The following is a 13430-nucleotide window of genomic DNA, read 5'->3' on the forward strand; positions in this document are numbered from 1 at the left end:
GATTTACAGCGAGTGAGTGGCGTTAATGTCTGCTTCCGCCCATTGCATTTGCGCAGGCAGGGATGCCACGCTGAATTCCATATGCAACACCCGACGCCCGGATGCATGCTGCGCCTTGTCAGACGCATGCAATAGCAAGGGCTTCATCAGCAGCAGGTCACCCGCCTGTAGTTCGCAACAGGTGACGGTGATGCTGGATGCATATTGCGCTATCTGCTGGCTGTCCAGTTTGCCGTGCAGATGGCTGGCGGTGAGTACCTTCAATGCGCCATTGTCTACGTTGGCGTCGTCAAGGGCGATGCGCAGGGTTGTCATTGCTTCCAGAATTGCCGCCGGTGCTTCTACATGATGAACGCCGTGCTTGAACGTCCATTTATGAAAGCCTGGTGCATCTGACTTGTGTTTAAGACAGATGCTCATATCCTGGTGCCAGGGCACGAGCCAGTTATGCGCTGCGTTTTTATTGAAAAACAGGCTGCGTACTTGCTGTGCATCCGGCATTGCCAGGGTTTGCAATAAACGCTGTAATTTGTGCGAGGGTAGGGCTTTGGCTATCGCGGGATAGTTGAGTAAAACCTGGCGCACACCATATTCATTTTCAATTGGCTGACAGGCTTGACGCAATTGCCGCAATTCAGCCTGATCAAGAAACTGGCGCACAATCACATAGCCTTGTTGCGCCAGCGTCTCTGCAATCGTGGGAACTGGATGCACAGTGGGTACTGGTTCAGGCTGCCAGTATCTTTTTCAGCCAGGTGCCGATATCGTCAATCTCTTCTTCGCAGACGGAATGCGGCATCATGTATTCATGCCATTCAACGTCATAGCCCAGTTCTTTCAGCAGGTCGCGTGATTGCTCAGCGCGCTGAATCTGTATCACCGGGTCGCCACGGCCATGTGCAAGGAAAATTGGCGTGGCCTGGTTGCTTGCGCTGCGTTCAGCAGCGATCAGATCACGTAAAGGTACATAACCAGACAGGCAAAGCAGCCCGGCCAGTTTTTCAGGGTAACGCAAGCCGGTCTGCAGGGTCATTGCACAGCCTTGCGAAAAGCCGGCAAGCAGGATGCGTTCGCTGGGGATGCCGCGGTCATTTTCACGGGCGATCAATTGTTCTATGCGTTTTTGTGAAACACGCAAGCCATTTTCATCTTCGCGCCTGGCGATATCCGTTCCCAATATGTCATACCATGAACGCATCACATACCCGCCATTGATCGTTACCGGCATGGTTGGTGCGTTGGGGAAGACAAAGCGTATGCCTGGGCAACCGCTCAAATCCAGTTCCTTGACGATAGGCACGAAGTCATTGGCGTCAGCACCCAGGCCATGCATCCAGATGATGGCAACACTCGGGTTCGTTGCGCTTTCGATTTCTATGGTTTCCAATATGTTTTGGGTCATGATGATTTTCTCGATGAAGAAAAATAAGTGAAGGATTTTACCGTCAGTAATAACAGGGCGCAGGGTAACCAGACGGTCAGCAGTTCTGAGCGCATGACTTGCCAGCCACGTTCAGTCAAAAAGCGATTCACGCCGATTGGTGAAACCTGGATGAATTGCCAGGGGAAGAAAAAGCGTTGTTCTGACATGGGCCAGAAAAATTCCACGCCCAGGCCGCCTGTAGTGAGCGCATCCAGTATCCCATGCGAAGCCGTGGCAAAGGCGACAAACAGCCAGGTCATCATGTGTGTACTGCGCAAGGCGGTATGGAAAAAACTTGCAACGGTCGCAATAGTGGCGGCAAAAAGCAGTGAGTGACTGAAGCCACGGTGCCCAAACGCTGATTCGTAAGCGATACCAAGTTTGAAGGCAATGACATCCATATCAGGCAAAATTGCACAACACATGCCAAGTACCAGCAAAGGCAGGGAGATGCGCCGGCTACCGAGCAACATACCGCAAGTCAGGGGAATGACAGGGTGGGTTAAGATGGTCGCCATGCGTAAACGGTATGTGTCTTCAATCTGGAATTGACTGGCAGGCTGGCAAGGATATCAGGCAGGATTTTTGACGCGTATTGCGCTTTTCGGACGAAATACTTTGCAAACCGTCTCGTGCGTCTCAATATAGGGGCCACCGATGAGGTCTATGCAATAGGGGACAGCCGCAAAAATGCCCGCCACCAGTTGCTTGCCTTCAGCGTCTTTCAAGCCTTCCAGGGTTTCCCTGATCGATTTCGGCTGACCTGGCAAATTCAGGATGAGAGCAGCATGATCAACAGTTTCACGAATGACAGCAACCTGGCGCGACAGGATGGCCGTTGGCACGAATTGCAGACTGATCTGGCGCATCTGTTCGCCAAAGCCCGGCATTTCCTTGGTAGCTACCGCCAGGGTTGCCTCGGGTGTGACATCGCGCCGTGAAGGACCTGTGCCGCCGGTGGTAATAACCAGGTGGCAACGTTCTTCATCCACCAGGGCGATCAGTGCCTGCTCAATTGCGGCACGCTCATCCGGTATCAGGCGCGTGGTCATCGACCAGGTCGTGCCAAGCGCTTTGCCAAACCATTCTTGCAGCGCAGGCAGGCCCTGATCTTCATAAACACCGGCGGAGGCACGATCAGAGACCGATACCAGGCCGATTTTCAATTGTTCTGCATCTGCTGTCATATTGCTCACGGACTTAATCGTGGTGTTGCTCTTGATCGTATTCATCTTCCTGGTCTTCATCCAGATCAGCATCTTCACTGTCATCTGCCTGGGCAGCGCGTTGTGCTTTTTGCAGTTCTTTCAGTATCTGGAAGATTTCACGATAGGCTTTTGGCGGCTTGTTCTCTGCCTGTTCCTTGCGTGCATTGCGTATCAGGGTGCGCAGTTGCTGCACATCCAGATGCGGATGTTCTGCCATCAGTTCGGTCAATGCCGTGTCGTCAGACAGTAATTTGTCGCGACGGCGTTCCAGCGCATGCATGGCGGCAGTTTCCGATTTGGATGCACCTTTCCAGCTGTCGATGGTTTTCTGGATCAGGGCGATTTCTGTTTCGTCCAGTGTGCGCATCTTCTTGCCCACATATTGCATCTGGCGACGGCGGCCTTCATGGTCCTTGATTTGCTGGCAAATCAGGATGGCTTCGCGCACATCTTCTGGCATGGGTACACGTTTGACGCGCTCACGCGCCTGCTCGACCAATTCCTGTCCCAATTTTTGCAGGGCGGTCATTTCGCGCTTTAACTGGGATTTTGATGGGCGGTCGTATTCTGGTTCGAACTCACTGGACTGATAGCCACATGAGCCGCGATTTGGATTTGGCATAATTCTGCGCCTTTACTATTAACTTAATGAAACGGCTGCTATGATACCCTTTTTAGGCAAGAATTACCTAAAAACCCTGTGGCTTACCTTGGCTAAGTCGTGGATTTTGCTGGTATTTTTACCTTTTGGCCCACATATTGCATAAGCCTTTTTATTTCTTCGTCCACAGAAACCCGTCTATGAGCAAACCAGTTTTTACCCATTCCCAAGATCAATTAAAACAAATTGCACAGGATATGTTGCGTTTTGCCCGTGAAAAAGGGGCAACCGACGCCGCAGTTGAAATCAGTGAAGGCGGTGGACTTTCCATCAGCGTACGCAAGGGTAAGGTAGAAACCATAGAGCAAAACCGTGATAAAGGCATAGGCATCACAGTCTATGTAGGGCAACGACGCGGTAACGCCAGTACCTCTGATTTTTCTTCGCAGGCACTGCGTGATTCAGTCGATGCTGCCTACAATATTGCCCGTTTTACAGCAGAAGATGATTGCGCAGGTTTGCCAGAAGCTGAATTGCTGGAAATGGCACCGCGTGACCTCAAGCTTTGCTACCCATGGCTGATCAGCGCTGAAGAGGCGATTGAACTGGCCAAGCGCACTGAAGCTGCCGCCGTTGCAGTAGACAAGCGCATCACCAATAGCGAGGGTGCCAGTGTCCATGCCCAGCAATCGCATTTCGTGGCGGCCAATTCACGGGGGTTTATGGGGGGGTATCCTATTTCCCGTCATACCATTTCGGTCGCGCCGATTGCTGGCAAAGGTGCAAAAATGCAGCGGGATGACTGGTATTCGTCACAGCGCAATGCCAAGAAACTGGCTGACCCTGAAGCCATAGGCCGCTATGCAGCAGAACGTGCGCTGGCGCGGCTGAACGCACGCAAGCTCAGCACGCGTAAATGCCCGGTTTTGTTCGAGGCACCACTGGCGGCAGGTTTGCTGGGTGCGCTGGTGCAGGCAACTTCGGGCGGCGCCTTATACCGCAAGTCTTCGTTCTTGCTGGATTCGCTGGGGACGCAGATTTTCCCTGAGCACATACAGGTGCTGGAAGACCCGCATACCATCGGTGCCGTGGGTTCATCGCCTTTTGATGATGAAGGCGTCAAAACACAAAAGCGTAATGTGGTCAGCAATGGTGTATTGCAAGGCTATTTCCTGTCCTGCTATTCTGCCCGCAAACTGGGTATGCAAACGACAGGCAATGCAGGTGGTTCACATAATCTGTCACTGACCTCGTCACTGACAAAACGTGGTGATAATTTTGCCGGCATGCTGAAAAAAATGGGAACGGGTTTACTGGTGACCGAACTGATGGGGCAAGGCGTCAATTATGTCACCGGCGATTACTCGCGTGGGGCATCTGGCTACTGGGTAGAAAATGGCGTGATTCAATATCCCGTGGAAGAGATTACCATCGCCGGCAATATGGCAGAAATGTTTAAACAAATCGTCGCGGTTGGCAGTGACACCCTGATCCGCGGCACCAAGCAGACTGGTTCGATTTTGATTGAGAACATGACTATCGCAGGTGAATAAAGCCAAAGCTGGTTTTTAAAAAAAAAGCGACCATCTGATGATGGTCGCTTTTTTTATGCTGTGACTGCTTTGTCGTGGCTATCAGTGCTCAGGCACCCAGATAAGCTTCGATCACCTTTGGATTGTGCAGCAATTGCTGGCCAGTGTCCTGCAAGACGATCTTGCCGTTTTCCAGCACATAGCCTTGCTGGGCAATTTTCAGTGCCTGTCTGACGTTTTGCTCTACCAGCAAAATGGTCAGTCCGGTCTGGTTGATTTCTTTCAGGACGCGGAATATCTCCTGCACCATCAAAGGGGCCAGCCCCATTGATGGCTCATCCAGCAACAGCACCTGCGGTTTGGCCATCAGGGCACGTGCAATTGCCAGCATCTGCTGTTCACCACCTGAGAGGTTGCCAGCCAGGCCGGATGCGCGGTTTTTCAATACCGGGAACAGCGAAAACAGCCAGTCCATATCCTGGTTGATACTGGCTTTGTCTTTGCGGGTGTAGGCACCCAGTTCAAGGTTTTCCCGTACCGTCAGTGTTGTCAGTATGGCGCGGCCTTCGGCAACCTGGACGACACCTTTCTGGACTATGTGATGAGGGGACAGTCGGCTGATATCTTCATCCTGAAACAGGATTTTTCCTGATTGTGCCTTGATGAGGCCAGAAACTGCCAATAGCGACGTGCTTTTGCCTGCGCCATTCGCGCCAACCAGGGCCGTGATTTCACCTTTGTTCAGTACCAGGCTGATCCCTTTGACCGCTTCGATATGACCGTAACAAACGACCAGGTCTTGAATTTGTAAGATGTGGCTCATGCGGCTTCGTCCTTGCCGAGATAGGCTTCGATCACTTCAGGATTGCTGCGGACTTCATCCGGTGTACCTTCAGCGATAATCTTGCCGAAATTTAGTACCGCGATGCGGTCGCACAGCTCCATCACAAAGCGCATGTCATGTTCGATCATGAAAATGGAGAATCCGCGATTACGGATATTGACGATTTCTGCCATCAGCTCGGTCTTTTCTGCCGGGTTCATGCCTGCTACCGGTTCATCCAGCAGCAGCAGGCGTGGTTCGGTTGCCAGCGCACGGGCGAATTCGAGCTTGCGTTGCTCACCATAAGATAAATTATCCGCCAGCATATGGGCCTTGTGATCGAGCCTGACCCAGGACAGCAGCTCATGCGCACGTATCCTGGCCTTGCTTTCAGCTTCCCTGAATGCGCTGAGGTTGAACAGCATGCTGGCGACGCCATAATTCAGATGATCATGCATGCCGATGACGACATTTTCCAGCAGGCTCATTTCCTTGAAAATGCGGATGTTCTGGAAAGTACGCGCAATGCCTAACTGCGTAATCTTGTGAGGTTCCACACTGGTCAGGTCTTGCTCATTGAAACGTATGTCTCCACTGGTCGGGCGCAACAAGCCAGTGATCAGGTTGACTATCGTGGTCTTGCCAGCACCATTCGGGCCGATCAGGCCAAAAATACTGCCTTGCGGCATGGTGAAGCTGACGTTTTGCAAGACATGCAGTCCGCCAAAGCTTTTGCTGATGGATTGTAGTTGCAGCATCAGTTTGCCTCCACCGGTTTTTTTTGTTTGAATTTATTGCGCAGGGCACGAATACGGCTAGGGTCCCAGATACCTTTGGGCAGGTACAGGATGACGATGATCAATATCAGGCCGTTTGCCGCCAGGCGGAAATCTTTTATCGTCCGCATCGCTTCAGGCAACAGGGTCAGTGTAGTACTGCCTATGACTGGGCCGATCAGGTTGCTGGTGCCGCCAAAGACTGCCATGGTCAGGATGTCTACGGCATTTTCAAACGCATAGTTGCCCGGCCCTATCGTAAAGGTGTAATGTGCGTTCAGACCACCGGCGACACCTGCAATCATCGCGCCCAGAACGAAAGCCAGCAATTTATAACCAGCCACGTTGACACCCATGAGGCGCGCCGCAATTTCATCTTCTTTGATCGCTTCAAATGCACGCCCGACCTTTGATCTGCGCAGGCGGGCCAGCACAAACAGGGTGACGGCTAATATCACAACGATATGCCACCATTCTGTTTTTAAGGGTATGCCGTTCAGGCCCATCGGGCCGCCGGTAATTTCCATATTGAGGACGATGACACGTACCACTTCGCCAAAGCCCAGTGTGGCCATTGCCAGGTAGACGCCAGACAAACGCAGGGTAGGTATGCCGATGATGACAGCCACAATTGCCGGCAATATTGCCGCAGCCAGCAGTGCCAGTGGGAAGGGCAGCGCCGTCTGCATGCTGATCATGGACGCGGCATAAGCGCCTATGCCCATGAAGGCAGCGTTTGCCAGTGACAGCAAGCCACAGGACAAAGTCAGGTAAATTGAAAGAGCCAGCATGGCATTGATGCCTATGCTGAAAATGAGTGTGCTGTATATAGCCCAGAAACCATCCCACCATTCAAGCATGATTTTATGCCTTTCTTTCTAAAATCTTGCCAAACAGGCCGGAAGGACGCACCAACAAGATTACAAATAACAAACCGAATGCCACGGCATCACGGAAATCGCTGGACAGGTAAGCGACGCTCATGACCTCGGCAAAGCCCAGGAACAGGCCACCTATCATGGCGCCACGTATATCGCCCATGCCCCCCAGGATAATCACGGCAATGCCTTTGTGCAGCATGGGCTGCCCCATGAAAGGTGAGATCGCATTGAACGACAAGCCAACCAGCACGCCAGCGGCACCACCAAGGGCCGCAGCGGCAAACGAGGTCAGGAAAAACAAGCCTTCAACATTAATGCCCAGCAGGTAGGCAGCTTTGGGTGATTCAGCAATGGCACGCAAGGCGCGACCAAGTTGCGTGCGACGCATGACGAGTAACAAGACAATCATCAATACAAATGAAATGATGACAATCGCAAGTTGAATTGCTGTCAGGTGCAGGTTGCCCAGGGTGAAACTGTCTTCCGGGATCGTGCCGAAAGGGAAGCGTTTGTTTTCGGCGCCAAAGATACCCTGAGAAATATTGGTGATCATGATTGCCACGCCTATGGTGGCAATCATCGGTGCAAGATGGGGGGCATTGCGTTTGCGCAGAGGGCGCAGGACCAGCATATCGACGATGACGCCAAGCAGGCCGCAGGCCAGCATGGCGACCAGCATGGCCAGCCACAGCGACATCTGGAAATGATTGACGAGCAGCAGGGCAATATAACTGCCCAACATGAAGATGGCACCGTGGGACAGGTTGATGACGCCAAGGACGCCAAACACCAAAGTAAAGCCCAATGCAAACAGTGCATATACGCTACCCAGGGAGAGCGCATTGATTAATTGTTGTTCAAGCATGATTGTGCAATGAAGGTGATATCGTTTTTCTTAACGTAAGCAGCAAACGAATGGGTTAAAAAAGACGATCTTACTTTGGGAAAACGCTGGAGTCATTTTGTCCGCAAACCAGCAGTCTGCGGACAAAATGCGCTGTAATTACTTCAGCAGGATGAACTTGCCACCCTTGGCAATATTGACGATGGCATCTTGCTGCGCATCAAAACCGGCTTCCTTGCCGTCTTTGCTGGCTGCGCGGCGGAAAGCAAATTTACCCGTTGCGCCTTCATGCTTGATCGCTGGCAATGCATCACGCAATGCAATACGGTCTTTGTCTATGCTGCCAGTCAGGGTGATTTTCTTGATCGCCTGGGCGCTGATGTGCATGGCGTCATACGCCTGCGCTGCGAATTGATCAGGATCAGTGCCGAATTTGGCCTTATAGTCAGCCATGAACTTTTTATTGGCTTCCGCCGTGTTTTCTGCCGACCATGGGCTGCCCATCAGGGTATTGTCTGCATTGTCCTTGGCGATTTCAAACAGTTTGGGTGAGTTAAAACCATTGCCGCCGACGAAAGGCTGTTTCATGCCCAGCGAACGGGTTTGCAAAATGATGTTTGCGGCTTCTTCCGCCAGACAGGAACAGACAATCGCATCAGGATTGGACGCCTTGATTTTTGTCAGTTGTGCCTTGAAATCCACATCGCCTTTGGCGTAGGTTTCTGTATCGGTCACGGCGATTTTTTGTTCTGCCAGAGTGGTCTTGAATACTTCATAGCCGCTCTTGGTGAAGGCGTCATCATTGCCATACAACACCGCGACTTTCTTGATGTTGAATTGCTTGATCGCTGCCTTTGTCGTTACAGGCAAAACGTCAGCTTCCATGACGGAATTACGGAAAGTGAACGGGCCGATATTGGTAATGCCGTCAGCCGTATTGCTGGTGCCAAACACCACGATTTTTGCTGCATTGGCAATAGGGTCGGCTGCAAAGGCGGAGTTGGACAGGGTAGGGCCAAATACCATCAGGACCTTGTCCTGGAAAATTAATTTTTTGAAGACGTTGATGGCTTCTTCTTTTTTTCCTTGCTCATCTTCAAACACCAAAACCAGCTTGTTGCCATTGACGCCGCCTTTGGCATTCAATTCATCTGCCGCCAGAGTAAAGCCATTTTTGATAGCAACTCCATATTTTGCCGCAGGACCAGACAGGGCTTCAGCAACACCAATCTTGATATCGGCGGCGTTACTGAGTGCGGAACAGCCTAATACGGTTGTTGCAAATATCAATTTGAGCTTACGTGACATGCATCTCTCCTAAGTATAGATTATTGAATAATTATTTGTTTTAACCAAAGATTGTATTGGTTGCAGCGTTCAGCAGCAATCAAACACCGTGCTGCGATGCAATATAGAATACTTAAGTAGTAATACTGAGAAAATACTGAGGCTGAGAAAATACTGAGGATACAGCGAATGCTGAATAAAGACGATGCACTGTATGGGCTGAGCGTCTTTGGGAGTGTGACCTGTGCTGTCCGTTGTAAAACACGGACAGCACAGAAAAACAATAAGGGATCAAGCCAGTTTCTGGCGCAGGCGGGCAATTGCCGCCTTGACCTGGTTCGGGGCAGTACCGCCTACATGGTCACGGGCGGCAACAGAGCCTTCCAATGTCAATACGCCAAAGACGTCTTCGTTGATCAAGCTGGAAAATGCGCGCAATTCATCCAAAGACATATCACTCAGATCGCAGGCCTTGTCTACACAGGTGCGCACTGCCAGCGCTACCGCTTCATGGGCATCACGGAAGGGCAGGCCTTTTTTCACCAGGTAGTCAGCCAGATCGGTGGCGGTTGCGTAGCCTTGCAGGGCGGCTGCGCGCATGGCTTCCGGTTTGACTGTGATGCCACCGGCCATGTCGGCAAAAATACGCAAGGTGTCGATGACGGTATCTACGGTATCAAACAACGGTTCTTTGTCTTCCTGATTATCTTTGTTGTAGGCCAGCGGCTGGCCTTTCATCAGCGTCAGCAGGGCAATCAGATGACCATTGACGCGGCCAGTCTTGCCACGGGCAAGTTCTGGCACATCAGGGTTTTTCTTTTGCGGCATGATGGAAGAGCCGGTGCAAAAGCGGTCGGCAATATCGATGAAGCCTACGCGCGGACTCATCCAGATCACCAGTTCTTCTGACATGCGTGAGATATGCGTCATGATCAGTGCCGCTGCTGCGCAAAATTCGATGGCAAAGTCGCGATCAGAAACGGCGTCCAGCGAGTTATAGCAAACCTCATCAAAGCCCAGCGTCCTGGCGACACGTTCGCGGTCTATCGGGAAGGTGGTGCCAGCCAGCGCGGCAGCACCCAAGGGCAGGCGATTCACACGTTTTCTGCAATCAAGCATGCGTTCGGCATCGCGGCCAAACATTTCTACATAGGCCAGCACGTGGTGACCAAAAGTGATGGGCTGGGCGACTTGCATGTGTGTAAAGCCGGGCAGAATGGTATCTGTATTTTTCTCTGCCAGATCCAGCAGGGCCAGACGGAAATCAGCCAGCAATTGCACGATATTGTCGATGGCAGCGCGCATATACAGGCGAATATCCGTGGCGACCTGGTCATTGCGCGAACGGCCGGTATGCAGACGCTTGCCGGCATCGCCAACCAGTTCGGTAAGGCGTTTTTCTATGTTCAGATGCACGTCTTCGAGGTCAAGCAGCCATTCAAACTTGCCGCCATCAATTTCTGATTGAATTTGTGCCATGCCACGCTGGATATCGGCATAGTCCTGCGCAGTGATGATATTTTGCGCCTGTAACATCTCTGCATGGGCGAGTGAGCCCTGAATATCCACGGCAGCCATGCGATTATCAAAAAAGACGGAAGCGGTGTAGCGCTTGACCAGATCAGAAACAGGTTCAGAGAAACGGGCAGACCATGCCTCGCTTTTTTTATTGAATTGTGATGTCATAGTAGATAGATGGCCGTTTTGGCTGGATTTGCAGAAGAATTGCATCGATTATCCCAGATTTTCACCCAAATTACCCTTGCGCTTGGCTGTAATTGCGCTTTGGCCGGTATTGAGTACCAATGACTGTGAATGAACGCGTGAAAAATTTTGATTTTGTAGAAAAATAAAAATGACGACAAAACCCCTTATGTCGCAAGATGAGCCGTTGATCCCTGACTGTTGCAACGTCGGAGTAATTTCCCGCATCCTGGTCAGTGTCAATTTTCTGGGTTGGCTGGTATTGTGGTCGCGTGGGGATGAGTTGCATATTGTGTTGCAAAATTTTCTTGAAAGTGCAGTCTTTATCGAAACCATCAGCCTGATCTCCTTGCTGCTGTTATGTAACGCACGCAGGCTGGTCATGCGCTTCCCACTTCATGCGTGGTTGCAACGCCTGTTATGTGGTCTGTTGCCAGCGGCCGTTGCCAGCCTCATATTGAGCTATTTCAAAAGTATGGAATGGTTTGAATTTGGCTTTCCGCGTCTTGATGCCTATTTCACGATTACCATCAGTTTTCTGGCCGGTTTACTGTTTCAGCAATATTTTGAATTACGTACCAGGGCATTTTCACCGGCCTTGGGTGAGGCAAAACTACAGGCTTTGCAGGCGAGAATACGTCCCCACTTCTTATTCAACAGCCTCAATACGGCACTTTCCCTGATACGCTCAGAGCCTCGCCTGGCCGAGCAGGTTTTGGAAGACCTGGCTGATCTGTTCAGGGTTCTGATGCGTGACACCCGCAATATGACCAGCTTGCAGGAAGAGATACGTTTATGCGAGCAATACCTGGCGATAGAAAAAATTCGACTGGGTGAGCGTTTGCAGATTAACTGGATTATCGAAAAAATCAGCCCTCTGGAGCTCAGTGAGATAGAAATTCCATCCCTGTTATTGCAACCTCTGCTTGAAAACGCAGTGCATTACGGTGCTGAGCCTTCGGTCAATGCTGCACTGATCAGTGTTGAGTTGAGGCGTGTACTGGACAAGATAGAAATCAGTATTATCAATCCTTATCACGCTGACGCAAATTTGCCATCAGGTAATCAGATGGCGCTGGAAAACATTCGTCAGCGATTAAGTTTGCTTTATGATATCGAAGCGCAAATTCAATATGGTGTTATTGAAGCGTTTTTTGAAGTCAAATTGGTTTTTCCAGCAAAAAGATGAATATTCCCAAAATCCTGATTGTCGATGATGAAGCTCCGGCCCGGCAAAGATTGACAAGCTTGCTGTCTGACATACAGACAGATTGTCCAAATACCGTCGTGGGCGAAGCGGCAAATGCCATGCTTGCAATGGAGCAGATCAGCGATCTACAGCCTGACATCCTGTTGCTTGACGTGCAAATGCCAGGCATGAACGGCATAGAACTGGCTCAGCATCTGGCGCAACACCAGGCAAATGTGCCAACACCATCGATTATTTTTGTGACTGCCTATGATGAATTTGCCGTCAAGGCATTTGAAGTACATGCGCTCGATTATTTGATGAAGCCTGTCAGGGCGAGCCGTCTGGTCGATGCGATTACGAGGGCTTCAGGAAAAATCAAGGACCGGCATACTCTTCCTGCGACGTTGGCCGGGGATGCAGCTTGCCCCAGACGCAAGCATTTTTCTGTGCTGGAAAGAGGGCGCATTTTGCTGGTCCCGGTATCTGAGGTCTTGTTTTTGAAAGCGGAACAAAAATATGTCACCTTGCACACCAGTCAGCGTGAATACCTGGTCGAGGAATCACTTACCTCGATTGAACTTGAGCTGGGCGACGTGTTGGTGAGGGTGCATAGAAATGCGCTGGTGGCACGCGCCGCAATCAATGGCGTAGAGCGCGCGGTTCAGATGGTAGATGCAGAGGGCAGCAATGAGAAAGCTTCTGAATCCTGGCAGGTCATCGTCGCAGGTTGCGCCGAACGTTTGCCGGTATCACGCCGTCAATGGCCAGTGATCAAGAGTCTGGTGCGCCTCTGACATATCAATTTAAAACACGGCTGACTGTATTAGCGCCAGACTGGCAAGCCGGTCAGATCTGTATTCTCATCGTGCACCCAGGCTGGCAAGCCACTGCGATCAGTGGGGCCCAGCACTTCCAGAAGATTCAATTGCTCCTGCTTTTTGCCTTTATCGCGCTGAGCAAGCAAAGGTAGTTTTCTTGGCTCCGGCGCTATAAATGCCGGATGACCGAAGCCTGGCAATTCCAGGGTAGCGTTATCTTTATTGTCTTTCATCTGGAAATTGATAATGGTGACGTTTGCACAAATGGCGAAAATGAAAAATAACCTGACAGATTCTTGTCAGGAAATTGAATTGCGTGTGCTAAGTTTGTGCGAATGCAC

15 protein-coding genes are annotated in these 13430 nt (G+C 51.0%); 3 read left to right on the forward strand and 12 right to left on the reverse strand.

The window, feature by feature from the left end:
* Window positions 1–3: 3 nt before the first annotated feature.
* From ACO0LH_RS23445 to yjgA, 5 genes are read right to left on the reverse strand one after another with little or no spacing between them, the layout of a single operon-like run.
* Window positions 4–714: a phytanoyl-CoA dioxygenase family protein gene (locus tag ACO0LH_RS23445; protein ID WP_422943565.1), complete on the reverse strand. Its 711-nt coding sequence runs from the start codon at window positions 712–714 to the stop codon at window positions 4–6.
* 13 nt (window positions 715–727) lie between these two features.
* Window positions 728–1402, reverse strand: coding sequence for an alpha/beta hydrolase (locus ACO0LH_RS23450; protein ID WP_422943566.1), 675 nt, complete (start codon window positions 1400–1402; stop codon window positions 728–730).
* Complete coding sequence (locus ACO0LH_RS23455; protein ID WP_422943567.1) at window positions 1399–1941, reverse strand: metal-dependent hydrolase; 543 nt, start codon at window positions 1939–1941, stop codon at window positions 1399–1401. The genes ACO0LH_RS23450 and ACO0LH_RS23455 overlap by 4 nt, the downstream gene beginning before the upstream one ends.
* Before the next feature lie 54 nt (window positions 1942–1995).
* Window positions 1996–2610, reverse strand: coding sequence for a molybdopterin adenylyltransferase (mog, locus tag ACO0LH_RS23460; RefSeq protein WP_422943651.1), 615 nt, complete (start codon window positions 2608–2610; stop codon window positions 1996–1998).
* A gap of 13 nt (window positions 2611–2623) precedes the next feature.
* Window positions 2624–3253 (reverse strand): ribosome biogenesis factor YjgA, encoded by a 630-nt coding sequence (gene yjgA / locus ACO0LH_RS23465; protein ID WP_422943568.1) that lies wholly within the window; start codon window positions 3251–3253, stop codon window positions 2624–2626.
* A gap of 179 nt (window positions 3254–3432) precedes the next feature.
* Between yjgA and pmbA the strand changes: the two genes are divergently transcribed.
* Entirely contained in the window at window positions 3433–4785 is a 1353-nt protein-coding gene (gene pmbA, locus ACO0LH_RS23470) for a metalloprotease PmbA (protein WP_422943569.1), read from the forward strand.
* 88 nt (window positions 4786–4873) lie between these two features.
* On the opposite strand, the gene ACO0LH_RS23475 is transcribed toward pmbA, so the two are convergent.
* The 6 genes from ACO0LH_RS23475 to argH form a co-directional block, all read right to left on the reverse strand.
* The gene (locus ACO0LH_RS23475) at window positions 4874–5587 is read right to left on the reverse strand and encodes an ABC transporter ATP-binding protein (RefSeq protein ID WP_422943570.1); all 714 of its coding nucleotides are present in this window, start codon (window positions 5585–5587) and stop codon (window positions 4874–4876) included.
* Window positions 5584–6345 (reverse strand): ABC transporter ATP-binding protein, encoded by a 762-nt coding sequence (locus tag ACO0LH_RS23480; protein ID WP_422943571.1) that lies wholly within the window; start codon window positions 6343–6345, stop codon window positions 5584–5586. The genes ACO0LH_RS23475 and ACO0LH_RS23480 overlap by 4 nt, the downstream gene beginning before the upstream one ends.
* Entirely contained in the window at window positions 6345–7223 is an 879-nt protein-coding gene (locus ACO0LH_RS23485) for a branched-chain amino acid ABC transporter permease (protein WP_422943572.1), read from the reverse strand. Before ACO0LH_RS23485 ends, ACO0LH_RS23480 begins: the two co-directional genes overlap by 1 nt.
* A gap of 4 nt (window positions 7224–7227) precedes the next feature.
* Window positions 7228–8109, reverse strand: a complete 882-nt coding sequence (locus ACO0LH_RS23490; protein WP_422943573.1) for a branched-chain amino acid ABC transporter permease — start codon at window positions 8107–8109, stop codon at window positions 7228–7230.
* Between the two features lie 138 nt (window positions 8110–8247).
* Entirely contained in the window at window positions 8248–9396 is a 1149-nt protein-coding gene (locus tag ACO0LH_RS23495) for an ABC transporter substrate-binding protein (protein ID WP_422943574.1), read from the reverse strand.
* Window positions 9397–9666: 270 nt separating this feature from the next.
* The gene (gene argH, locus ACO0LH_RS23500; RefSeq protein ID WP_422943575.1) at window positions 9667–11061 is read right to left on the reverse strand and encodes an argininosuccinate lyase; all 1395 of its coding nucleotides are present in this window, start codon (window positions 11059–11061) and stop codon (window positions 9667–9669) included.
* Between the two features lie 169 nt (window positions 11062–11230).
* Between argH and ACO0LH_RS23505 the strand changes: the two genes are divergently transcribed.
* Complete coding sequence (locus ACO0LH_RS23505) at window positions 11231–12268, forward strand: sensor histidine kinase (protein WP_422943576.1); 1038 nt, start codon at window positions 11231–11233, stop codon at window positions 12266–12268.
* Window positions 12265–13065, forward strand: coding sequence for a LytR/AlgR family response regulator transcription factor (locus tag ACO0LH_RS23510; protein WP_422943577.1), 801 nt, complete (start codon window positions 12265–12267; stop codon window positions 13063–13065). The genes ACO0LH_RS23505 and ACO0LH_RS23510 overlap by 4 nt, the downstream gene beginning before the upstream one ends.
* 29 nt (window positions 13066–13094) lie before the next feature.
* Here ACO0LH_RS23510 and ACO0LH_RS23515 read toward each other — a convergent pair whose 3' ends face one another.
* Entirely contained in the window at window positions 13095–13322 is a 228-nt protein-coding gene (locus ACO0LH_RS23515) for a hypothetical protein (RefSeq protein ID WP_422943578.1), read from the reverse strand.
* Window positions 13323–13430: the final 108 nt, after the last annotated feature.

It is taken from the genome of Undibacterium sp. TJN19 (assembly GCF_049339485.1).
Taxonomy (GTDB): domain Bacteria; phylum Pseudomonadota; class Gammaproteobacteria; order Burkholderiales; family Burkholderiaceae_D; genus Undibacterium.